The 25,598-nt window shown below is 37.1% G+C and carries 17 protein-coding genes; 6 read left to right on the plus strand and 11 right to left on the minus strand.

The genetic code is table 11. The features are described from left to right. Positions 1-134 precede the first annotated feature (134 nt). Positions 135-2,126: a nucleoside-diphosphate sugar epimerase/dehydratase gene (locus tag FHR29_RS23850; RefSeq protein ID WP_183917646.1), complete on the minus strand. Its 1,992-nt coding sequence runs from the start codon at positions 2,124-2,126 to the stop codon at positions 135-137. Between the two features lie 444 nt (positions 2,127-2,570). Here FHR29_RS23850 and FHR29_RS23855 point away from each other — a divergent pair, with 444 nt between their 5' ends. After that, positions 2,571-3,446, plus strand: coding sequence for a tyrosine-protein phosphatase (locus tag FHR29_RS23855; RefSeq protein ID WP_260292795.1), 876 nt, complete (start codon positions 2,571-2,573; stop codon positions 3,444-3,446). Between the two features lie 78 nt (positions 3,447-3,524). Here the strand turns inward: FHR29_RS23855 and FHR29_RS23860 are convergent, their stop codons facing one another. The 7 genes from FHR29_RS23860 to FHR29_RS23890 all read right to left on the minus strand — a co-directional run bounded on the left by FHR29_RS23860 (position 3,525) and on the right by FHR29_RS23890 (position 11,575). Further along, positions 3,525-5,387, minus strand: coding sequence for an acyltransferase family protein (locus FHR29_RS23860; RefSeq protein WP_183917648.1), 1,863 nt, complete (start codon positions 5,385-5,387; stop codon positions 3,525-3,527). Between the two features lie 118 nt (positions 5,388-5,505). Then, positions 5,506-7,092: a hypothetical protein gene (locus tag FHR29_RS23865; RefSeq protein WP_183917650.1), complete on the minus strand. Its 1,587-nt coding sequence runs from the start codon at positions 7,090-7,092 to the stop codon at positions 5,506-5,508. A gap of 39 nt (positions 7,093-7,131) precedes the next feature. Beyond that, positions 7,132-7,317 (minus strand): hypothetical protein, encoded by a 186-nt coding sequence (locus tag FHR29_RS23870; protein ID WP_183917652.1) that lies wholly within the window; start codon positions 7,315-7,317, stop codon positions 7,132-7,134. A gap of 315 nt (positions 7,318-7,632) precedes the next feature. Further along, complete coding sequence (locus tag FHR29_RS23875; RefSeq protein WP_183917654.1) at positions 7,633-7,806, minus strand: hypothetical protein; 174 nt, start codon at positions 7,804-7,806, stop codon at positions 7,633-7,635. Between the two features lie 26 nt (positions 7,807-7,832). Continuing rightward, entirely contained in the window at positions 7,833-9,416 is a 1,584-nt protein-coding gene (locus tag FHR29_RS23880; RefSeq protein ID WP_183917656.1) for a fimbrillin family protein, read from the minus strand. Between the two features lie 359 nt (positions 9,417-9,775). Next, positions 9,776-9,949, minus strand: a complete 174-nt coding sequence (locus tag FHR29_RS23885) for a hypothetical protein (RefSeq protein WP_168127676.1) — start codon at positions 9,947-9,949, stop codon at positions 9,776-9,778. Between the two features lie 30 nt (positions 9,950-9,979). Further along, positions 9,980-11,575 (minus strand): fimbrillin family protein, encoded by a 1,596-nt coding sequence (locus tag FHR29_RS23890; RefSeq protein ID WP_221197924.1) that lies wholly within the window; start codon positions 11,573-11,575, stop codon positions 9,980-9,982. Between the two features lie 1,214 nt (positions 11,576-12,789). Between FHR29_RS23890 and FHR29_RS23895 the strand changes: the two genes are divergently transcribed. The 5 genes from FHR29_RS23895 (at position 12,790) to FHR29_RS23915 (ending at position 19,684) form a co-directional block, all read left to right on the plus strand. Further along, positions 12,790-12,957: a hypothetical protein gene (locus FHR29_RS23895; RefSeq protein WP_183917660.1), complete on the plus strand. Its 168-nt coding sequence runs from the start codon at positions 12,790-12,792 to the stop codon at positions 12,955-12,957. A 30-nt stretch (positions 12,958-12,987) separates the two neighbouring features. Then, positions 12,988-14,820, plus strand: coding sequence for a fimbrillin family protein (locus FHR29_RS23900; protein WP_168127679.1), 1,833 nt, complete (start codon positions 12,988-12,990; stop codon positions 14,818-14,820). 159 nt (positions 14,821-14,979) lie between these two features. Continuing rightward, positions 14,980-16,770 carry a hypothetical protein gene (locus tag FHR29_RS23905; RefSeq protein ID WP_183917662.1) on the plus strand — a complete coding sequence of 597 codons (1,791 nt, stop codon included), beginning with the start codon at positions 14,980-14,982 and terminating at the stop codon, positions 16,768-16,770. A 927-nt stretch (positions 16,771-17,697) separates the two neighbouring features. After that, positions 17,698-17,871 (plus strand): hypothetical protein, encoded by a 174-nt coding sequence (locus tag FHR29_RS23910; RefSeq protein ID WP_183917664.1) that lies wholly within the window; start codon positions 17,698-17,700, stop codon positions 17,869-17,871. 28 nt (positions 17,872-17,899) lie between these two features. Continuing rightward, positions 17,900-19,684, plus strand: coding sequence for a hypothetical protein (locus FHR29_RS23915; protein WP_183917666.1), 1,785 nt, complete (start codon positions 17,900-17,902; stop codon positions 19,682-19,684). A gap of 529 nt (positions 19,685-20,213) precedes the next feature. Here the strand turns inward: FHR29_RS23915 and FHR29_RS23920 are convergent. The 3 genes from FHR29_RS23920 to FHR29_RS23930 all read right to left on the minus strand — a co-directional run bounded on the left by FHR29_RS23920 (position 20,214) and on the right by FHR29_RS23930 (position 25,437). After that, the gene (locus tag FHR29_RS23920; RefSeq protein ID WP_183917668.1) at positions 20,214-21,290 is read right to left on the minus strand and encodes a phytase; all 1,077 of its coding nucleotides are present in this window, start codon (positions 21,288-21,290) and stop codon (positions 20,214-20,216) included. A gap of 9 nt (positions 21,291-21,299) precedes the next feature. Next, positions 21,300-22,562 carry a right-handed parallel beta-helix repeat-containing protein gene (locus FHR29_RS23925; RefSeq protein WP_183917670.1) on the minus strand — a complete coding sequence of 421 codons (1,263 nt, stop codon included), beginning with the start codon at positions 22,560-22,562 and terminating at the stop codon, positions 21,300-21,302. 88 nt (positions 22,563-22,650) lie between these two features. After that, the gene (locus FHR29_RS23930; RefSeq protein ID WP_183917672.1) at positions 22,651-25,437 is read right to left on the minus strand and encodes a TonB-dependent receptor; all 2,787 of its coding nucleotides are present in this window, start codon (positions 25,435-25,437) and stop codon (positions 22,651-22,653) included. Between the last annotated feature and the right edge of the window lie 161 nt (positions 25,438-25,598).

The raw sequence follows: 25,598 nt of genomic DNA on the forward strand, positions 1-25,598 counted from the left end.
CGTTGGATAAAAAATAGATTGTTTATAAATTTGTAGCTACCCCGCTACATCAATCTATATTTCGTATGATAATTTTCTAATTAAAGAATATAACACTCCTAAACAAGGAAATTATTTATTAAGGAAATATCCTGTTAAGCATTTCTAGCGATAGGATAGATCGGTACTTCAGAAACTATTTTATCCATAATTTCCATGTCTAAAACTTCATTATCCAGTATTTCGAATTCTGAATTCTGCGACTTAAATTCAGGAACTATTTTTTTCATATGTCTCACGAGATTCATAAAATCGGGTAAAATAGCATGCGGACGTACTATATGTTGACACAAATAATTAATTCGTTCTACTTTTTGCGACAAATCGTCGTGATTTACCTTCGCTATCATAATTTTGGGATGGTGAGTCTTTATCGTATTCTCATTATTGGCAAGAAGCTCTTCATAGATCTTCTCTCCAGGACGTAACCCAACGATTTTGATATCAATATCTTCTGGATAACGATAACCTTTCAAATTAATCATACGTTTTGCCAGATCGATGATACGAATTGACTTACCCATATCAAACACAAAAATCTCTCCGCCTTTTCCCATCACACCAGCTTCTTGAACCAATTGACAAGCTTCTGGAATTGTCATAAAAAATCGGGTGATATCTGGATGAGTCAATGTCAATGGACCACCTTGCTCCATCTGTTTCTCAAAAAGTGGGATCACCGATCCATTAGAACCTAGCACATTACCAAATCTGGTAATGATAAATTGAGTATCGGATTTTCCACTGCAACTGCTCACATATATTTCAGCCATGCGCTTTGTTGCTCCCATAATATTAGTCGGGTTAACCGCTTTATCCGTGGATACCATGACCATTTTTTTAACCCCATATTTCATCGAGAGGTCTACAACATTTTTACTTCCTAGCACATTTGTCTGTATTGATTCGTATGGATTAGCCTCCATTAAGGGCACATGTTTATAGGCCGCCGCATGAAATACCAAATCCGGATGATACTCTGCAAATATCTTTTGCATGAAAAAATAATTACGCACATCTCCAACAACACAATGTAAATGTTCAGGATAGCTGCATTTTATTGATTGTTGTATATCATACAAAGGAGATTCTGCTTGATCTAATAAAATCAATTTTTTATAAGAACGTCGGGCAATTTGCCGAGCAAGCTCTGAGCCAATTGATCCTGCTGCACCTGTCACCAAAATTACTTTACCTTCCATCTCGGCTTCTATCTCCTGATGATCCAGTTTGATAGGCTTACGTCCCAATAAATCATCAATTTCTAAAGGTCTGATCTCACGATTCAATCTTGAATTAGGTAGAATACGCGCAGGAGACATTATTTTAAGTTCAAGACCAAGCTGATGGAACCAGTCCGAAACATATTGTAAACGTTCGGGATCATTATTTTCTACTGCAATGATCACATCCGTAATACGGTTTCTTTTAATAAAATCTAATGTAATTTCAGTTATATCCAGGATTTTCAAGCCTGCAAGCCGTTTACTGACACGATTTAACTGATCTTCTACGAATGCAATTACATGATACTTCACTTGAGGGTCTTCTTTCAAAAGAGAGTAAGTTGAGAGTCCGGGACGAGAAGCACCAAAAATCAAGACGTTTTCCAACTTTCTGGCAGATAATGAGAGATATTCAAATACCGTACGGTAAACCACACGAGAGCCGATCATGAATACCAGTAACATACAGAACTGCATAGTCAACAGTCCATAAGGCAATCTTAGGTAATCTGACACCACACTTCCACGCTCTACAACTGACCTGACGATAATCATGAATAGCATCAGCACAATATAAGCAGTTGCTGTAGTTTTAAATATTTTAATTGCATCTTGAATACCCGTCTGGCGTACAATCCCTTTAAAAGTACTGTTGCTAACAAAAAAAGTAAAATATACGAAAAGAATAATGATTAGCTTTTTCAACATCATCGAAACATCAGCAAACCCTTTCAAGTCATAGAGTACATAAATAGACAGTACATAACTGACAAATACAATAAACATATCGATTATCAAAATAATCCAACGCGGATGGTCTCGATATAAATGTCTTTTTAAATCTCCAAAAAAACTTATCATAATCTTATTGCTAACAGTTCACTTTTATTAATAGGATATGGTTAGTAAAGGGTATTTAGATGACCCTTAAATGGCTCCTATTCAATATTATAATTCACACCACCAATTTACTTAAAAATTGACAATCCTCGTATATACATTTTCACATATTTATTAATTATTAATAAAAACCGGTTCACTTTTAATATGCTTTCTAGCGAAGTGGCAGGGTTAATAACAAAAATCTTACAAAAAGGTTTTTGATTTAAAAACTTTACTAAATAAAATTCTAAAAAATTTCTTTATCAAGGCTTTAACTGTTTAAACAGTTATATTATCATCCTTTCAAACACATTTCCTCACAAGTAATGTTGGCACACTAATTGAGAACATTTATTTACAATAAATTGGGGAAAATAACGTTGTGAAAACAGGCTTTGAGCTCATATTTCAATTTTGCTTAATATGCGAATATTTGTCAGATCGCAACGTACTTTAATCTATACTATCGAAAAACAATTATTACTAAAATCACAGATGTCTTTTTTTAGCAATCTATTCACAAAAAATAAAAATGCCGCTTCGGTCCGATCCATATCACAATTGGATTTTCTTGAAGTTGACATGCATAATCATTTACTACCGGGCATTGATGATGGCAGCACATCAGTACAGCAATCATTAGGCTATATTAAGGAATTAAGCAGCCTTGGTTTCAAAAAATTTATTTGTACTCCCCATATCATGGAGGGTGTACATCCTAATACTAAATTTAGTATTGGACAAGCTCACCATGCGCTAAGCGAAGGGTTAAAAAATTCAGGAAGCGATGTGGAAATTTTTGCAGCCGCAGAACACATGATCGACGACGGTCTTCATGCACTGGTTGAGAACAATGATTTGTGCTTAATGCCTGGTGGATATGTTTTGATTGAAATGTCATACCTTTCCGAATCGAAGGCTTTATTTCAGACCATATTGAATATTCAAAAATTAGGTTACAAACCTATATTGGCACATCCCGAACGCTATAATTATTATCACAGCAATTTCAACATTTACAAACAGATAAAAGATGCTGGATGTTTTTTGCAATTAAACCTCTTATCTCTGAGCAGATATTATGGTGTCGATGTAAAAGCCATTGCCATGACACTTGTTAAATCAGGTATGTACGATTTTGTCGGAACAGACCTTCACCATGATAAGCATCTCCGTTCATTAAAAGATATTGTTGAAAAATATCCTGTACGAGAAATGTTGAAAACCTGTACAATTTTAAATCCGACCTTACTTGATCATATCAATGCAGGCAAAGGGCAACATATCATCGCCGGATAAATAATCTGAATAACATATAAAAAAGGAGCTTTATACTAACGTGCATAAAGCTCCTTTTACTTAACAGGGTTTATGCGATCAAAGATATTCCTTCCGCCGCAGATAATCCACAACCTGACTAGCCCCAAATGCACTAAGATGATGTTTATCAAACATGTAAGACATCCCCATCTCCTGAGAATTGTGCTTTATTTCTCGATGTTTATAAATATCAATATAATGTTGCTCCGGAATAATTCGTTTCAGAAATTCATTAACTTGTTGCCCTTCGCTTAGACTAAATTGCTGTTCATCTAGAGTAGGGTTAAACATTTTTTTTAATGCAACCTGCCGGTAAGGAACCCGATAAAGTTCGGTTTGTCCGATGAAATAATACTGTAGCCCATAACTATCAAAGAGCGTAGTCATCTGACTTAAACCCTGCTTTATTTCTTTAGGTGTATAGTTCATTTCCTCATATGTATTCATTAACCAATGAACAGAAATAAACACTTTATTGATTTTATTCTCATTTTTAGGCAGGAACTCGGTATAAAAATATTTCCATAACTGAACTGACTTATCGTAACCTTTTGAATCTGGAAAAGGAAAAGTTAGGCTTAAACTCATCTCAAGCAGATGCTGATCTTCTTTCAAAGCATTTCTAAAAGCCGTAGAAAGCTGCGCCGCATGGCTGTCCCCGATCAATAAGATATTTTCTTTTCCAAGATCGATTTTCAAACATTCTTCTTTATTATAGGTGTTATAATTCGGGCTCCTTGTGATATAGCAATTACATGGATTCAAATGCCGATGTTCATCCTGTTGAAAATAATTGACATATTGATTATCAACGAGGCGAATTTTATCCCATAATGTATGCTTAGGAAATACAAAGAGCATTGTTGCAAGTAAAGCAACTACACATCCAGAAATTGTTAAAATCTTAGCGCCAAATATATTTTTCTTTCGCTCAAACAGATAAAAAGATAGGATAGCAAAAATAAAAGAAAGGAAAAAAGGAATAAGAATGCTATAACGCCACTGCATCAAAAAATCAAATTTTCGATAGAGCACATAAAATGGCCAATGCCACAAGTACAATGAGTAAGAAATTTTTCCTAAAAATTGAATTCCGCTATTTTGAAACCATACCAATTGATGATCTATAGCTAATAAAATAGCGGTTGCCAAAACAGGAATTACAACTAATGTCGATGACCAGGTATGATTTGCGCGAATAAATAGAGCGGAAACAAGCATCAGTACTAAGCTCATAATGGTTAGTGCTGTTAAGAATGGTTTCAACCTCTCTTTTAATTCTTGACTGTACAAAAAAGCCAAACCCCCAATTAAAAATTCCCAAATCCGCGTCGGCATCAAATAAAAAGCCCAACTGTTACGACTTCCCATACCAAGCCAAAGAGAAAGGGAAAGTACCGTTAAAACAATTAAAATGAAGCGAAATTGTTTTAAATGATGTAAGTACCGATCCTTAAGTGTCCATAAAGCCAGTGGATAGATCATATAAAATTGCCATTCAACAGCTAAGGACCAGCTATGTAAAAACAAATTATCCTGGACATCGGGTGAAAAATAATCGCCAGATAAACTTCCATAATAAATATTAGACATAAATGCGAGACTCAATGCGATATACTTCGCATTAAGTTTCAGATCGACATCAAAATACAAAAGAGGCAATAATAGCAACATTATCACCGAAACACCTAACAGTGCAGGCACAATCCGCCTCATTCTTCTTTCAATAAATGAAAAATAAGAAAAACGATCTCCTTTAATCTCTGTTAAGATAATTTTAGTCATCAAAAATCCTGATATCACGAAAAATATGTCAACCCCTATATATCCTCCCTCAAAAAATGGAAAATTATAATGATAGAGTAAAACAAAACAAACTGCAATTGCCCGCAAAAGGCCAATATCATAACGAAACGTCATTTAGGTTAACATCCAATTTGATGGATGCACTAAATTTATAAAAATAAGCTGATTAAAAAAAAGAGCGCTTTCTATAGAAAGCGCTCTTAAAAAGAGGTAGATTAAAAATTTTTATTTATTATAATCCTTTCTTAATACAACGGATCTGCATTGCAAAGTTTGGATCCGCCGCAGCCGTATTAATTGACCAGCCCTGCGTATTTTTAGAACCTGTCATTTGCAAACGTTGGTTATTTGCTAATAAATATAAACCTTGCGATCCAAATGAATCTCCCGTATTATTATCATTATATGAACCTCCGTATGGTAAATAAAATTCTTTATAGCGGTCTGCACCAGGATTCACTTGTGAACCAAAGAACATACCTAAGTTTGTACCGGCAGTACCATCATAAGTATCCACCCAACGTGCCGGATCCCAGTTATTGATGTTTTGAGGGTTATCAACACCACCTGCATTTGTATTGGTAATCAATGTATTGAACTCCTGCGCGGTAGGTAATCTCCATGTATTTAATGGTAATACCAAAGAACAAGGATCTGTAGCGCCACCATTAATAGCTGTTGAAGGTTTTTGATTGTTAACACTGCCATCTAATACTTTAGGAAGTTGGAATCCAGCAAACCAATAATTACCGTATGAATCATTCGTTTGTGCAAAACCGTATACACCATTACTATACGTCAAGTTCCCTAAAGCCCAAACTTTACCACCAAGTTCCACAGTTGTTGGAGCTTTCACCTTAAGTTCCAAGTTATATTTAATCCCTGGATTCAAGGTTAGGTTTTTAAATGATAATGCTTTTGCAACACTATTATTTATGGAAAGCCCCGCTAACTCTACGATACCGGTTGTAGTTGGCGCGGTCGTAATGAATGTAGAGTCAGACATGATTACTGTGCCCGTTGTATTTTTCAAATGAAATGCCACTGGAGCAGTTGCACTACCTGTATATGTTACAGCACCTGTAGACAATATCACATCTGCATTTGTATTCGAAGGGGAGATATTTGCACCCGCTATTGAAGTAACAGCACCAATCTTAGAAGAATCAAATTTTAATGTAACTTGTGTAAATAAATGATCTAGATCTGCATTAAGAATGTTTTGACCCGCTTTTACCTCAAACTCAACTTGATCTAACATAAAATCTTTGTCAGCTGTAAGACCTGTAAAATTTACAGTACTCAAAGTTGCGTTTGGGGCAATTGTAGGTAAAGACTTATTCGTACCAGAAGCATAAACCACAAAGGTATATTTACCCTTATCAATTGCGAAGTCCTGCGCACCAGCCCCTTGAGTGAAAGATTTTGTTTCCTTATATTTGCCTGTAGCATCAAAAATAGCGACATAGTAAACCGTTCCTTGCTTCAAAACTTGTTCAGAATTACCCGTACTAGTAACTGCCGCACGATTAGAAGCTTTCAAAACATCATTGCTTGAACCTGATGCTACAGGTGTTAATGTTGCGACTAACGTATACTCATTATTATAGGCAACTTCAACAGTTTGTGCCGAGGCAGTGAAAGCTCGCCCTACAGAACCTACTTTCGCCGTAGCTGCTTTAGCATAAGTTTGACCAATATTTAAACGGATTGTTGAACCGTCAGTTACCGCTTCATTTGCTTCTTTACTACAAGAAGATATAAATAGCGCAAGAGCCAATGTAGTAGCCAAGCCCAATTTAATTTTAAAATTTTTCATTTATAAATGTTAAATATGTTAAAAAAATAGGGTTTGTTATTACCACTCCACTTCGTGTTCTTGCGTTTCAGTACCCCAAGATTCTTTGATGGAATTATTGGTTTCACCATTTACCGAAGCGGCTGCAATACTATGCTCAAGTTCAACTTTCAGCATGTCAACACGAGGAGATTCATAATTCAATTGGCCTTTAGAGTTAGCCAAAAATACATTGTTAGTTTTCATTTTTATTATCTTTATTTTTAAGTACAAATCCATAATCTGAAATGACAATACGAACAATACAACACTGTTTATAAGGTAATTACAAACGCATATTCAGATTTTAATTTGAGCAAAACTAGATAATAATCAATTAGACAACTCAGATTTTGACCTAAATAGTTAATCTTGTAGATGATCAATTACAAGCACAATGACTTTTGTAGTTGACCACCTACAAAAGATATTCAACATATAATTTTCACCTAAACAGGAAGATTTTAAGCAAAAAAAAACTCCCGATTTGAAGTCGGGAGTTGTTAAACTAGTAAGATAATATTACCAGTCTATGGTACGTGAATCATCTGGACCGTTCGTCCATTCTTGTTGTACCGAATTGCTATTATCTCCAGGAAGAGCGCTAGCAGATCCCGCCGCGATACCTTGTTCCAATTCCACTTGAGTTGCTTCAACTCTTGGGCTTATATATGTTTTTCTTATATCAGTTATCATCTTATTAATAGATTATTTTGAATTAATTATTTCACTAGGTTACAAGACACCTTTTTTACACCAGCTCCTGATCCTTTTAAAGCAGTTTCTCCGATTACCATCTGTGTCAATTTAACTGCATTGTCTTGTGCTCCACCATTCCATGTAAATTTATTAAATGCATTACCGTTACTTAATACCAATGGAAATAAAGGACCGCCAGAAACTTTACTCGCGTACATCGTCACTTCACCCAAACGGCTTATCACCACTTTAACTAATGGTGCAGCAGCCGTACCAGTCATACTGTAGATATGCGTTACTGTTCCCCCTTGCGTATTATTACCGCTGAATTGACTGCCATCTTCAAATTTGATATTTTGAGGCAATGTTGCGTTACCAGATTGAAATTGGATTTCCTTCTGAGCAAGCTTAACGCCGTTAACTTCCATATTGAAAGAGTTATCTAATTTTAGAATATCAAAAACGAAACCGTAATCTGCTCCAGGAGCCGTAAAACTCGTCTCAAGAATACTTCCATTCGGTTTGAATACACCATTTACGTTAATACCGCCCGGAGAAACATTTGGATAGCTCCAGTTCATATCTGCACCACCGACTACATCTTGCGTACAAGTATTAAAGTCAAGATCCAGCACATAACGTTGACCCGGTATAATATTCAATTGCGGAATTTTAAGATTACTTTTAGTAACACCATCAATGGTTATACTTCCTATAGTAAGTTCACCAGATGTCGCTTTCTCATGAATCAGCATTGTTGGCGTACTTGTTACTTCACGAAGTCCAGCTCCCAATGCAGGGAATAAAACATTTACACCAGCTTGATTCAAACCATTGTATGTCAGTGTACCATCTGAAAGTTTCAGATTCGCACTTACATGTGACGGTTTAATAACAGGTGTAGTAATGCTGGTAATAGAACCCGTAGTTGTCGGATTCATTTTAATACGCGTTATGATCTGGCTATATTGATGTTTTAAGATTACATTTAGATTATTATCACCTGCTGCAAGTTTCAATGTACCAAAAAAGTACATCAAGTCGCTATCAATACTCGCTAAAGTAGCTGTCGACAATTTACTAGCTCCCGATACCGCAGGCACTGCTGTTGTACTGTTTACCGAGTAAGCAATAAATGAATAGGTTTTTCCCGCATCCAGCTCAATACCCATACTGTTATCTGCGCCATTAGCATAAACTTTTTCAGTTACATAATCGCCATTGGCATCATAAACCAATACTTTATACTGCACATTCGCATCCAGTGGAGTATGTACTGCACCTGTTGCCGCACGATTAGATCCCGAAGCACGTAATCCATTTGACGGATTGCCTGCAGCTGTCAAAGTTACTTTGAAAGAACCACTGCTTGAAAAAGGTACTGTACTCACCTGAACGGATTGATCAGAGCCAGCAGAAGCTTTACCTTTTTTCGCTGGCGCATCTGCAATAGGGTTAGCAACACCCAAAAGGTTTACTTTTACAACAGTCTTATTACTTTCAACACTGTCTTTAGTCTCCTTACAAGAATAAGACACTAAACAGAAAAGCGCAACAATCGCCACTAGAACTTTAGTTCTAGAATTTTGATAAAATTGTGAAATCATTTTATTTAATTATTAAAAATATAGTATTAAAGCTTTGTTAATAGAGTTCCCTTGCGTTATTTATTATTATAAAAGTTGATAAAAGAAGTATTCATATTTTGTGAACTCTTCCCTTGTCATAATAAATTTTCCCTATTATGATAAAATTCAATTGCGAAAGTAGGGACTTTAAAACGGCTAATAGACTAAAAATATCACAATCAATAATTTTGTAGATGAACATCTACATAAATATATATTTGGTTTTTTTTAATAATTATAGATTTATAATTTAATTTTTAATAAAACAAAAGAATAATTGAAAAATAAAAAAAACTCCCGATTTATGGTCGGGAGCTTGCTTTACTTCTAAAATAACATTACCAATCTAGGGTGCGGGAATCATTAGGACCATCGGTCCATTCCTGTTGTACCGTATTAGTATTATCTCCAGGATTAGCACAAGCAGATCCCGCTGCGATACCTTGTTCTAATTCCACTTGAGTTGCTTCAACTCGTGGACTTAAATATGTTTTTTTCAATTCCGTTCTCATTTTATCAACTTTATATATATTAAAGACTATCTATTTCACTAGGTTACAAGAAACTTTTTTCACACCGCTTCCCGCACCTTTTATGATGGTTTCACCATCTACTAACTGCGTAACTTTAACCACATTTGTTTTTGCACCATCCCAAAGGAAAGTATTAAATGAATTGCCATTGCTTAATACCAATGGATATAAAGCACCGCCAGATTTTTTACTTGCAAACATCGTCACCTCACCTGTACGACTAATAACCACCTTAATGAGCGGAGCTAACGCTGTACCTTTCAAACCATAAATACTAGACAAAGTCGCTCCATTTTCCGTATTTTTTCCGCTAAAACTACTACCATCAGCAAACTTGATATTTTGACGAGATGAAATTGCATCCACTTGAAATTGAATTTCCTGTTTAGCAAGTTTCACACCATTCACTTCCATATTAAAGGAATTGTCTAACTGTAAAATATCGAAGACAAAACCGTAATCAGCACCTGGAGCTGTAAAAGTTTTCTCAAGCGCTTTTCCGTTGGGGATAAAAACACCATCAGCAACAATACCCACTACTCCGCCTTGCTTTCTTTCCGCAAACGACCAATTCATACCGGAGCCACCTTCCACATTCTGTGTACAAGTTTTAAATTCAAGATCTAAATAGTAACGCTGTCCCGGGATAACTTTCAGATCCGGTACTACAATATTTGATTTTGTTTCACCATCAATCGTGATACTTCCAAATTTTAATGTCCCAGCAGATTCATTAGGATGAATCAGCGTTGTTGGAAGACTTGTCACTTCACGCAAACCTTTCCCTAGAGCAGGAAACACAACATTGACACCCGATTTGTTTAAGCCATTATAGGTCAAACTACCATCTGCAAGTTTCAGGTTTGCACTTACATGAGTTGGATTTATTATTGGAGTAACAATACTTGTAATCGATCCAGTTGTATTCGGACTCATTTTAATACGGGTGACAATCTGGCTATATTGATGTTTTAAAATCACATCCAAGTTATTCTCACCGGCTGTAAGAGTCATTTTCCCTGAAAAATACATCAGATCACTATCAATCCCTTTTAAACTAGCCTCAGTCAGTTTACTTCCATCAACTACAGCAGGTACTGACGTTGTACTATTAACCGAATAGGCAATAAACGAATAGGTCTTTCCCGCATCTAACACGATACCATCTTGATTACCGACTCCATTGGTATACAACTTTTCTGTTATATAATTACCATCCGCATCATATACCAGTACTTTATATTTAATATTTTCATCCAGCGGAGAACGATCAGTAGTTGTTGTTGCTCGGTTTGAAGCTGACAACTGCAACTCATCAGACACCGGTACCTGAGGAGCAGTAGTTAATGTCACCTCAAAGGAACCACTACTAGAAAAAGGCACAGTACCCACTTGTTTACTTTGCGCCGCCTCTTGCCCAACCTTTCCTTTTTTGGAAACTGCATTATCATTACTTACAGTAGGATTAGCTACGCCAAGAAGATTTACTTTTACAACAGTTTCGCCATTCGCGACACTATCTTGAGTTTCTTTACAGGAATAAGCGGTCATACATACGAAAGCGATAATCGCTAGAAGAACCTTACTTCTTGATTTTTGATACATTTTTGAAATCATTACATTAAAATTGTTAAAAAAACGATATGCTATAAATTTTTCTTTTAGCGCAGTATTTCATGTCTTTTCCCAAAACATGACAATAGTTTGCTACACAACATAATGGCAACGAAGATATAGCTAACCAAAGCAATAATGAATTAATTGAGTCGCAATATTTTTTTTTGTAGACAGATCATTACATCAGCTAACAGCGTCCTTCTTGATTTGTAATAATGTTGACCCATTCGACCAAAATCAGTATGAATTTAAATGTCGATTTTAATTTAAAAAGTTTTTTTAGCAGCGTTTTCGGAAAAGAATTTTGGGACATAACTTTTCTTTCTATAGCAGTATCTCCAAAAAAAATAAAACATTTTATACTGATAAAGAAGATAATAACCTCAAGAGAGCATCTATTTTTACAGCAGTTTATTTTGTATTAATACTAAACTCAGCTGCTACATAAATAAATATATTCTATACATGTAGAAGTGCTAGAAATACATTAGACTACAATTGATGATTATATGGTTTATACAGAATAAACTTTCAAGTACCTTTACAACTATTACATTTAAGTTATCAAGAAAATTTAAATCAAATTCGTTTAAACCTATAAAAACAATTTTCCTAATATTTTTGTTAATAGGAATAAGCTAACTAAATAACCATCAAAAAACAATAAAACTAAAACATAAAAACTAATTGTTAAATATACATTAATTTGAAATTTTTATATAGGAATTAGATTACAAACACATTGGTTTTTCCTGAAACAAAAATGAAAACAATAGCATTATTGATTAACAATAAAATATAGTTATTAAAAAGCTTAAAAAGAAAATTAGATAAACAACTATTTTATAATAAAAAGCAAAAACTAATGTTATAACAAACAATAAGGTAATTGATTTTCTGGATTTAGAACATCTGTAAAAGTAATTTTTTGAAGATTTATTTTGCCAAAGTTGATATTAATTCCTATTATTACGTCTTGAAAAGAAAATTTGTTACCAACAATGCAGATTTAAATATATTAATTAACTAAAATTTATCATAATCATTTAAAATGCTAACTAACAAGGAGATGTGTCAATACTAATCATCCCCTTGGATTCAAATCCATGTTACAACATGTTAAATAAAAAAAATTACTTAATCGTACAAATAATTTAACAACTACACTGGCGACAGTATGGTATTATAAAATAAATAACATTATGAACAAGAACAACAAAAAAATGTACATTGCTCCAACTATTGAGGAGCTCGTAATTGAACTAGAGCAAGGGATTGCTGCCGGATCAGGAAATGCATCACCAGGTGCACCTGCCATTAACGAAGAAGAAGGTGCTGGTGGTAGCGGCTGGAACGTTGATGGCTTTTAATCACTTATCCTAACTAACAATTAAAACATTATGAAAACAATCAATAACAATTTAGCAAGTAAGTTTGCTCTTGCTGCATTCTTAGCACTGGGCACTTTAGCCGTCACGAGCTGCAACAAAGACAAAAGCCAGAGCGGCCAAGAAACCCCCGCTGACCAAAGCCAGCTCGTAGTTCGTGTCGCAGGCATCAGCGACGGAGAAGGCAATGCTATAAAATCGAGCAAAAGCAGCACATCCTCCAGTAAATCCAGCAATAATTCAATAGAACTAGTCCAATCTAACGGTTTCGATGCTGTTGTTGCAGTAGACAATAACGCACCTTCAGCAGACGCTTCGCCACTTTCTCAGGCAGGCCTAAGAGCATCCAGCGGATTAAAGGCAGCATCTACACCGCTAACATCAACGACGACCTATCGTTTATATTTATATAAAAATGAGGGCGGTGCATATACTTTCACAAAATCAATGCAATTCACACCTGGAACAGAAGCGCCAATCCAAATACCAAACGGATCGTATAAATGGGTAGCACTGTCTTACAATAACACGGACGCCATTCCAGAGGCTGATGCATCAAACAACCTTGTATTACCTGAGAATAAAGATGTGCTTTACGCAACTTCAGGCGCTACTGACATTGTTATTAATAGCAATACAGCTCCACTGAGCATCACTTTTAACCGTCTTTACGCTCGAATTGCCATTGAAATTAACACCCTAGGTATGTTTGCCCCAATAAACTCAGCGACTATAGCAGTTACAGGACAAAATGCAAAAGCAGCTACTTTCAATCTTACATCCGGCGCAATTACGCTAGCAGGATCTGGAGGCACACCAGCCCTAACAGAGGTGAATTTCACCGATCTTGATGGCAATGCCAGCAGAAAGGTAGCATATTACTATACTGCAGACCAAACAGCTCAGAGCTTAACTGTTTCTGTATCAAATTTAAAAATCCAACTAGACAACGGTACTGAACGTAATTTTGGCGCAACAGCACTTACGCAAAGCAAAGTAATCACGCCTGAGCGTGGTAAAAATCACCGTTTCTTAGTAGGTATTACAGAGTCCGCATTATCTTTTGGTTCCGGTACCGGCGCCGCACAATGGTCTAGATCAAATTTATATTACAAACCAAACGATGCGACACCATACCGTTTTTACCACACCAACCCCCAAACAAATGATCCTAACAGCTTCTTCTCGTTTGGAGCACATCGCCCACGCGTGTTAGCAAGCGCAAATGCAGCCGTAGATGCTTGTGCATTGGTTTACCCTGCAGGCTTATGGAAAATACCTACAGCCGCACAACTAGGTAACGTAACCTCTGTAGGCCTATTAGGCGGTTTATTAGGCGATCTTGGCTTAACAAACGTTGCCGGAATAGATGCATTAGTAGTTGTACAAGATTTATTAGCCGCCCGAGTAGCAAACTCAACAGCAACTGCTACGTATTCTGAATTTACTCCTACTACAGGCAATAACAGCGCATATGGCGCGGCGACTTCATCTGTAAACAGACTACGCTTCAACTATAATGGCTACATGAACACATTAGGGGCATTAAACAATTTAATTACCCTTGATTTAGGAAACACCTACGGTAGCTACAACGCATTCTGGACAAGCGAAAACTTAATCGGATCACCACTAATCAATCTTGGAGTAAAATATCACTTAGGACATACCACTGGAGGCAATTACAAAGCCTACAGAACAACAAGTGTTTTAAGCGCAGGTCTTCTTGGTGCAGTGAGTGTCATCAACTCTCCACTAATGAACATACGTTGTGTACGTGATGCAACTTGGGCGGCAAAAAGCGCTCAAGCAAGTTACAACCCGATGCCAGTTTACCCTAACTAATAAAGAAGCTAGCACATCAGCTTAACAACAATTAGTTTAGTTAAAACACAATTAAAACAATAAGAGCCGCCTCAACTGGAGCGGCTCTTGTTTTACCCGAACTACATTCTTATGAAGATATTCAAGAATAACTGCATCAGCAATTGCATACTCCTATCGTTGCTAGCCTGTTGCACACTAACCACAACCAGTAGTTGCAACAAAGACAATAGTCAAGCAGAACAGGAAACTCCTAATGACCAAAGTCAGATTACCGTTCGTGTCGCAAGCATCAACGAAGGGAACCTAAGGATTATTAACGGAACTAAATCCACCTCCCCAAAACCTACAATACTCCAGAAACACACCATTAATATAGTAGAGGGAGACGGTTTTGATGCTGTCATCGCCATAGACAACAACAGCCCAACAACAACACAAACAGGAATAAAAGCTGCAAATAACACCCGAGCAGCAGCATCACCCATGGAAACTGGCACACTATACCGTCTATTTTTATACAAAAAAAATAACGGCACCTACAATTATTCAAAATCAGTAGAACTTACCACAGGTACTGAAAGTCCAATCCAACTCAGCAATGGCACCTACAAATGGGTAGCAGTATCCTATAACTCAAAAACAGATCAAGTACAAGAACGTGGCCCTGACAATAACTTTAGCTTACCAGAAAATAAAGATGTGCTTTACGCCACTTCTAGCACAGATTTAGCTATTACAGGAGCCACCACCCCCATTGTAATCAATTTCAACCGTGTATTCGCCCGTATTGCTGTTGAGATCAACACACTTGGACTTTTCAGCCCAATGACAAGCACTCCAACCATCACTGTAACTGGAGATCAACTACTTAAATCAGGAACAATCGACCTAACAACAGGTGAATTAATAGGAAACCTAACCACCGGAACCGACCTGGCACTCACCAAAAACGATTTTACCGATATCAATCCAGTATCAGGTCAAGCCTATCAGAAAGTCGCTTATTTCTACACAGCTGGTCAGCCCGCGAAAAGCCTAACCATAACTTTATCAGACCTGATCACCAAACTCGATGACGGCACTACGAGAAATTTCTTTCTCAGCACACTAACACAGACCAAAACCATCACTCCAGAGCGCGGGAAAAACCACCGATTTTTAGTCGGCATTGCAGAATCCGCATTAACACTGGGCACAACTAAATGGGCACGGTCCAACCTCTTCTATAGAACTTCTGATGCATTGGGAGCAACAACACCATACCGCTTTTATGCCAACAATCCCTATCTACCCAATCAACAAGAAAGTTTCTTTTCATTCAAAGGCCACCTTCCTGGCAGATTAGCATCAGCAAACCCTGCCAACCAAAAAGATCCCTGCGCACTGGTGTATCCAGCTGGCCTCTGGAAAACACCGAGTGAAGCTCAAATAACCCCACTAACATCCAACCGCGGATTACTTGACGGCGCGCTTGGCAGCGTACTTGACCTGCTAGGCACCCTACCAGCAACACCAGGATCAAACTATGGTACGATTTATATTGAATACCCCATTACAGCAGGTTTTAACCCAGCCTACGGAGGCACAACTTCCCGAACAAATAGAGTACGATTCTATTACAACGGCGTGCAAAATAATGTCATCTTAGCAAATGGCCTAATCAATATGAACATTATAGAAGCAGGAGCCACCGCAGGAATATGGACCAGCGACCGCGTACTAGATGGCGGATTGTTAGATCAATTGAGTACTGGTGTCGGAGCATGGGGATATTTAGGCTCGACAAAATCAATGTCTCTTTTCCAACCTCAAAGAGGAATTGCAACTAAGAGTGCGGGCCTTTTAAATATTGACCTTTTAGGGTTAGGCCTAGTTGCTTCAGGGTTTATGAATGTCCGTTGCGTACGCGACGACTCCTGGACCACAGTCAGCACATTGCCAAACTACAACCCCTACCCCATATTATAAAATAAAAGCCGGTATTACCACCCCTTAAGTAAACAATCAGATCAAGCAAAAAAGTAAGAACACCCCCTTTCGGAGGCGTTCTTACTTTTTAACACACATTACAATACTTAAAACAATTAAATACTATAGAACAATTAAATACTATAGAACATAATACCCAGAAATACATTTATGCAATAAAAATCAATAAACAGTGTAAAATAGCCAGAAACAAACTGATTCATGTAAATGATAAAAAATAGTACCCCCTCTTCCTTAAAGAAGCAAATTCTTACAAAATTATTTTGGCACAAAATAATTAGACAGCACTGTTTTTCACCAACCAAAAAGCAAACACCATCATTGATAACATAATCAAATTAGACTTATTTTATAATAAATAAAATTGCTATCAATTGAGTAGTAATTATTTTGAAGTAAAATTATCATTTCACAATAAATAATACATACACATCTAAAAATAAGCGAAATACACAAACAAGAAGTTGTTGTGATTGAAAATATTGTTTGTTAATTTTTGCGTTATTGTAAATAAAAATAAAAAATATATTTAAAATGTTGTAAAACAATATTTAAAGATATACATTTGCATAACTAAACTAAAAGTTACAAATTTACAATAAGGGGATTTTAAAAATTTCCTATTGAAATACAAATCATTGAAATTGCATAAATAAATGAAAGTATTTAACTTATAAATGACAAAAAACTAATTTTACACAGCTAAATCATAGTTTATTTCTCTTATTCATTGAATACAGAAAAAGCTCTCTTACAGCTGTTGCAACTAGAAAACTGGAATAACACTTTAATAAAGAACAATCTGCTACCGTAAGGCATTAATTATGGTTAGCATGCTTTTATATACAAAATCATTTTTCTGAAATATATTATTGTCAGTACTAATGATAATTTAAATTAAAATTAATGAATAACGAACAAAAAAAAATGTATGTGGCTCCCAGCATTATGGAACATGTAATTGAATTAGAACAAGGTATCGCAGCTGCCTCAGTAGGAAATGCACAGCCCGGCGCTCCAGGCGTCAGTGATTATGAGGAAGGTCAAGGTGGCTCAGGCTGGGATACAAATAATTTTTAAGCTCAACATCAGCCACATTAAAAAGATCATGAAAAAAACGAACAACTTAGCAAGTAAGTTTGCCTTAGCAGCATTTTTTGCATTAGGTAGCTTAGCCATTACCAGCTGTAACAAAGACAACAATGAATCTGGACAAGAACTTCCAGCCGGCAGCAGTCAAATTATCGTTCGCATTGCAGGCATTAGCGATGGCGAAAACAATAATTCAAAAGGATCAAAATCAAGCACTTCAAATCACAAAACTTCTTCAGAAAAATCAATTGAATTGGTTTCAGGAAATGGTTTTGACGCCGTAGTTGCCGTTGATAACCAAGTTCCTTCAGCAAGCAAAACTCCATCTTTAAGAGCTGCCAACGGAACACCAGTCTCATCAAACATGGCCGCAGGTACCAAATACCGATTATTCTTATATAAGAAAGAAGGGGCAACATATACTTACGATAATTCTTACGAATTTACAGTAGGGCAAGAAACGCCAATTCAGGTAAAAAAAGGTGTTTCCTATAAATGGGTAGCTTTATCTTATAACAACAAAGAAGCAGTAGCAGACCGTGGAGCAGACGATCAACTTTTATTACCAGAGAATAAAGATGTTCTTTTTGCTTCTTCAGCAGCAGATTTAACAATCGGTGATAACACAAGTCCAATTAACATTACTTTCAATCGTTTATTTTCACGTATTGGCATCGAGTTGAACACAAAAGGTATGTTCGGACCAATGAACTCTGCGACAGTGACAGTGACTGGTCACAGCACAAAAACGGCGACAGTTGATTTAACAACAGGAGCTTTAGTTTTGGCACAAGCCGCTCATACTCCAGAAATATCATTTGCTTCATTTATCAATACAAGTGAAGGGGACGCGAGTCAAAAGATAGCTTATTATTATACTGCAGACGAGACTCCTCAGGCTATTAAAGTTGTTGTTAAAGATTTGAACATCAAGCTTGACAATGGTACAAATCGTGTATTTTCAACATCAACGTTAAGTCAAACGCAAGCTATTTCCCCTGAGCGCGGTAAAAACCATCGTCTATTATTAGGACTTACAGAGTCTGCATTGACACGCGATGGTGTACAATGGTCAAGATCGAACCTATATTATAAAGCGGGCGATGCGACACCATACCGTTTCAATCCAACAAACGATTTCAATGCAATAGCAGATCCAAGAGCATATTTTAGTTTTAAAGGACATCTTCCAATGACATTAGCGTCTAACGATCCTAAAAAGCAAAAAGATCCTTGCGCACTTGTTTATCCTGCTGGACTTTGGAAAACTCCAACCGCGACACAAGTTGGAGCCGTTACATCAAGAGCGGGACTTTTAGGAGACTTACTAGGCGGTGTATTGGATCTCGTATTGCCTTCGAAAACAAAAGGAACATCAGAAAACAACAAAGCTCTTGAATATGCAGGTGCAACTGGAGCTAATCCTGCGTATAATGATTCGCAAAACGTACTTCGGTTCAACTATAACGGTTCTCAAACAAAAATTTCTGTACTATCAGATTTAGTTTCCTTAAATTTAGGCAACACTCAAGGTAAACATGCCGCTTTCTGGTCAAGTAGTGAATTGATCGATTTATCTCTTCTAGGAACAGGCGTTGGCGCTCAAAGTTTCATTGGTTACAAAGCATCTGGTTTACTAGGTTCTGCAACTATAGCTTCTACTGGAGCAGGTTTATTAAACATCAATCTTTTAGGATTAGATGTCATCAGTTCCGAACTGATGAATGTACGTTGCGTACGTGATGAAAGCTGGAATATTGCAAGTGTACTTCCAGGCTATAATCCTGAGCCGGCATTATAAGAATATATAAAAGCAGACTAAGCTTTAAGAATTCCATAGACAATAAGAGCCGCTTCAATTTGAAACGGCTCTTATTGTTTAAATGAACTTTAATTTGTTACTAAAAACCATAACTATTATTCACGCTTCTCATTTTTCCATTATTTAATCTAAAAACCTAGATTATATTTCATAGCACTAAGAGTAATAAATTTAACAAAGAAAATTTTAGCGATTTTAATATTTAACCACATTATAGGCAGAAGTAATTCTACCTTTAATTTGAATTCCTCTTTTAAACTCGTTTTTATCGGTATCATAGCAAGTTATATACCACTGCGAATCAACAGTTTTTACAAAGTGAAATACCCCTGATTTCTAAATTAATAATAATGGTTTCCATGTAAAAACCAGATGAAAAAGGATGTTTTAAGGTCATATCAACTCACCCTTTCATTCCAATCGTTGTACATAAGCTTTTCTATGATGTATCGTAAGAGCATTTCCCACCGGTTCAAAAAACCTGCCTCATTACCCCAAGACCAACCAGCTACTTCATTTTCAAATCTGTACCTGCAATATCTTCCCAGCGATAATAATGGAAAGTTTTATCATCACTCATCGCAACAAAAAGACCATGTTTAAATGTATCATTTAATTTAACCGATACAACTTCCGAGCCATCACTTTGTGTAGCCATGACCGGCACCGTTTTCAAGTGCTTATGTTCAAATGGATTTGTCTTAGTTCCTTCACGGCTAAAAATCTGAAAACGATTTGCCCCCTGATCCGAGACCAATATATATCCCGTACTATCGGTCAATTTATAAATAGAAATACCTTCATGATCTTCTTTAAAACCTTCAGTTGCAAATAAAGCCAGTTGCTCATTTCCTTTTGCAGGATCTGCATAATATTGCTTTACTCCCACCTGTTCATCCGAATAGTAGATATATCCAAGTTCATTGTCTACCGCTATTGCTTCGATCTCCTTTTTTCCGCTAAAAGAACCAAATTTGCGCACAAAAGTTGCCTTTATAGCACCCAAGCCATTATCCTCTAATAAATATTGCCACAGATAGCCATCTTTAGGACCATTTTTCCGCCCCACAATAGCATAAATCTGTCCTTTGGGTGAAGTATAAAGCGCAATGCCCATGAGATCCCTAAAATCAGGTGCTGTTTCACCTGCAAACATATCCAATCCACCCTGATCAATAGGCTTCATATCAGGGAGCGAAAATATCCGCAATTTATGCGTCATACGTTCTGTTGTTACAGCAATATCAACAGGCTTCCCATTCAAGATCAACCCATAAGCTACATCCACATTATTCGGGCGCTTCAAATTGGACACGACCTTATCCTTTACAATTTTACCTGCTAGGTCGTAGACAAAAAGCGCTCCGTCAGCATCTTTATCCGTTGCGATCACTAAACTCTTACTTGGATCAGATTTATTGATCCAGATCGCAGGATCATCGGAATCATAACGCACCGCATCGGTCACGAAAATGGGCTTAATGGTATCTGTAGCAACAGCATTAGTTTGTGGATTATTGCAAGCCACCTGAAATATCGCTGATACGATCAAAGAAATAGATAGTGTTGTTTTTAAAGTTATCATGTTGAGTAATTAAAATTTTGTTCCAAAAGCACCTGCATAAACTGCGGGTGCAGGTGAGTTATAGGTTAATCCATTTGACATGACCAGTCCGGTAATGAAATGTGGTTTAAAAGATAAAGTTCCCGATTTTAGGGCTGGAGAATTCCCTTGAAGGTGAAAGTCCCAAGCCGAATCAAACACATAGTTATTAACCGAAGTCTCCAAAGGATAAGTTACAAATTTCGGATTGTTCTCTCCTGCTAGTTTACCTCTAACATCATTTGATCCTGCTACAATATCATTCTTTCCAACCTGAAACTGATCTACAGTTAATTGATCTTGACCAAAGTACCAGTTATTGCTAAATATTGAACGATTATCTTCCGGTTTTTTAGGATCCCGCTTGACGCCAAATCGGGTATTGGCAAAAAGGTTATTGTAGATCTCCACTCTTACAGATGCCTCTATCCATATTGAACCACCTTTGGCAGTAGGTCTGCGCCATCCCGTATTAAGCATTGTATTATTATACACCATAATGTATGCTTGGGGAGTCTTGTCGCCCGAATTGGACAGCTTTAAAGCATTCGTATTCACACTGTAAACCAGATTGTAGGCGACATCGGCAATAGAACCAGATTTAAAGTTCATCGCTTCACCACCTGTCACACCATTTGAGAAAAAACGATTATTAGCAAAGATAATTTTCCCACCTTCAATATATGTACAGTCTTCATGAAAATGACTGATCGTACTATTCTGGACCACTAATTTCCCGTCAGCATTGGAAAACCAAAGCGCAGGTAGTGCCTCTCCCGATACTTTCTTATACAAACCCATCTTCACAGAAGTTGAAGCATCTGATGTAATCGCACCGCCATATTCCAGAACGGTATGATCTAAAACCAGCTCTTGACAACTCGGAGACGCTAAAATTCCACCCCAAAGTTTTCCAAATTCATTTGTTTTAGTTTTATACTGTTCTTCTACGGTAAACTTGATTGGATTATCATCTGTTCCGAGTGCATACAAATTGCCCAAGACCACAATTTCGGGTTTATTCTCTGTATCCATCAAAACTGTAACCCCCTCTTCGATGGTCAATGTTTTGCCTTCGGGGATAATAATATCTCCTTTTATATGTTGGACACTGCCTTTACTCCATACTCCGGATACTTCGCCGATCGCACTGCCATCAGCCTCGCTCGTATCGACGTCAATATTCGCTTTTTCACATGCCGTTAGCATTAGAAAAAAACACGCTAGACACGATAAAATCATGTTATTTTTCATTGTAACAAATTGTTTAATTGTCATAATTGATTTGTTTTCTAACCACGATTAGGTCAAGATTGTTAAATAAAATATTGATGCTGTCCGATTACTTATTAAATGAGTAACGCAAACCAAGAATATAATTTTGACCGTAAAGATCTTTTCTGATAAGCGTATTACCACCTTCCGTTAGCTTCTCCGCAATCTTTTCATTTTCAGGATTCACTCCCTTTACATACAGTTCCATCGGAGTATTCAAAATATTGTTGGCTTTGGCAAAAATAGCCCAACCCGCCTTAAATTTCTTTTCAATAGAAGCATCCAGCTGCACAAATCCTTTTTGCCATAGATCATCATTCAAAAACTGCGATACAGTATTGATGCGATCACCAGTGTAAGAACCCGCCAATTGTCCCTCCCAGCCTTTATTCGCATCCTTATACAGTAAAGATAGATTGGCTATGTGTGCCGCCTGCCCGTATAATGGACGCGTTTGGTCAACAATAATAGGTTCTGGATCTTGTGTCGTTTCGTTTATTCTACGTGACATTTTCGCAGTAGTAATACGCGAGTGTGTATAGGTATAATTCGCTTTTATCCCGAACTTTTGGATGTACTTGATGTAATCCACTTCGATTCCAAAATTATTTGCATTACCAAAGTTACCCGGTGTGTAATACACATCCTGCTTGCGGACTTCATCTGGCTGAAACGTATACTCGATCGGGTTTTTAATCTTTTTGTAGAACATGCCAACAAAAAATTGTGACGAAGCCTCCGGAAACAATTCATAACGTAAATCAAAATTATCCGCAAGCGCATGTTTTAGATCTGGATTTCCTGTTTCTAAGAACTCTTCATTCACGACAGAGGAAGGAACGATTTCATAAAAACCGGGACGATTCAATGCGCGATAATAAGCGGCATGAAGTTGCTGTTTCTCATTCAAATGATACTTGACGGTCAAACTTGGCAACCATTCCGTATAGACTTGAGATCCTTCTGGTCTCTTTTCCCCTGCAGGAAACAGTAATTTATAATCTTGATTGGTATGTTCCATACGGATCCCTCCAATCATTTGGAGTTTGTCACTTTCATAATTGAACATCCCGTACACTGCTGTAGTTTTCTCATTGGCATCATAAGTCAACGGATTAGCAACGGCACCTGTCGGATTGGTCACGGTCAAATTCAGGTCCGTATAATTTTGAAAATCTACACCATATCTATACTTTGCCTCTTCCGCAGATGCAGGAGAAAGGTTATAATTGTTATAGAAACTACTTCGTTGTTTATCACGATATAGCCCACCTGTAGATAACTCCAATTTGCGATCTGCCATAGGCACTTTATAAGCCACATCCCAGTAACCCGCATAATCATTGTCGGTATTCCTTTCCCAACGGTAGGTAACAGGCGATTTATTAACAAGAGAAGTGCGCTTACGCTCAAAATTCTCTTGAATACCGTCTAAACTTATCGTGGTATTTTGAGGCAATTGATTACTAGCAGAGGACAGCGCACCCGACCACCTTACATTCAGTCTATTGTCCATAAAACGATGATCACCCTGCAAAGTTCCGTTATAGATCTGTTGCTGTGTCTTTCGACTTCGCGTTACATAGGTCAATTCTGCCTTTCCAATATTAGGATCATATTGACCATTATAGATGGTATTGACCGCATCACGAAGTTGCGTATTATTCAGATTCACATACATTTGATAGAAGCTCAAACGATGGTTTGGATTAAAACGATAGTCGATTTTATTATGTAGACCTAAGCGTTGCTGCTGTTCATCATACTGACGATCTTGTTGCTCAGTAATAACTGCATTCGGATTTACGCCGACCACAGCAGATTTATAAAAAATAGAGCGGCTTCCGCGGTGCAGATTTTGATAACTTGCCCCCAAGATTATACCCAGCTTATCATCCAGATAGCGGTTCCCGAAAGTTAAATTACCAACGACATCTGGCGAAGGTTTTTTATAGGTATAGTCTAATACCCCTTTATTAAAATCTGCTGCTGTCGCATTGTAATTTTTACCATGAAGTTCATAAGGTGATTTGGATGAAGTTCCACCGGCCGCGAAACTTCCGAAGTCCTGATTAAAATAACGTTGACTATATCCCGTCGCCAAATTAGCCTGTAGTAATAATTTGCTTGGCGCAGCTTTCATAACCATATTCACAACACCGCCAACAGCATCTGCCTCCATATTTGGTGTAAGTGATTTGTATACTTCCAGACGTTCTAACATATCTGAAGGAAACAAATCCAATGGTACGTAGCGATACTTATTATCTGGACTTGGTACTTTTACACCATTGACCAAGGTTGTGTTATAACGCTTATCCATACCTCTTAAAATGGCATACTGCCCTTCTCCATTAGAATTCCGTTCTATAGAAACCCCCGATACGCGTTGCACAACGTTTGCGACCGTGATATCTGGAGAAATCTCAATAGCTCTAGCCGAAACAACATTCATGATCTGCGATGCGTTCTTTTCCAGCCGTCTCGCACTGGGATCATCATCACCGCCGTTTCGTTGTCCTTTGATCGTTACCTCCATCAATTTTTGATCTGTAGAAGTAAGTTGAAAAATAAAATGGGGAGTATCTTCTTTTTTAATTTCGATTTCCTGGGTAAATTCGGCATAGGCCATATGTCTAATATGTACTTTGACCTTTCCTGCGGACAATCCCTTTAATTCAAATGAACCATCCAATTGTGTTTTGGTAGATAGTCCGCTTTGTTCCAAAAAAACAGTGGCTCCAGTTATGGCTTCACCGGTTTGACCATCCAATACTTTACCTTTGATCTTGGTTGCATATGCTGCACTGACCGAAATGCTGGAGGCAAGTAATACCATTAAAAAATTTTTCATTTTGCTTAGATTATATATGAATCTTTGATCGTTGAGCAAATATGACATCCAATTTCAGTTTCACAAAATAGCAAGCGTTACAACAAGGAAACAAGTAGATTTACGGACTATACAACAAGGAAACAAAACCAATCAACAAGCTATTAATCAAACGTTTAATA

It is taken from the genome of Sphingobacterium sp. JUb56 (assembly GCF_014191365.1).
Classification (GTDB): domain Bacteria; phylum Bacteroidota; class Bacteroidia; order Sphingobacteriales; family Sphingobacteriaceae; genus Sphingobacterium; species Sphingobacterium anhuiense.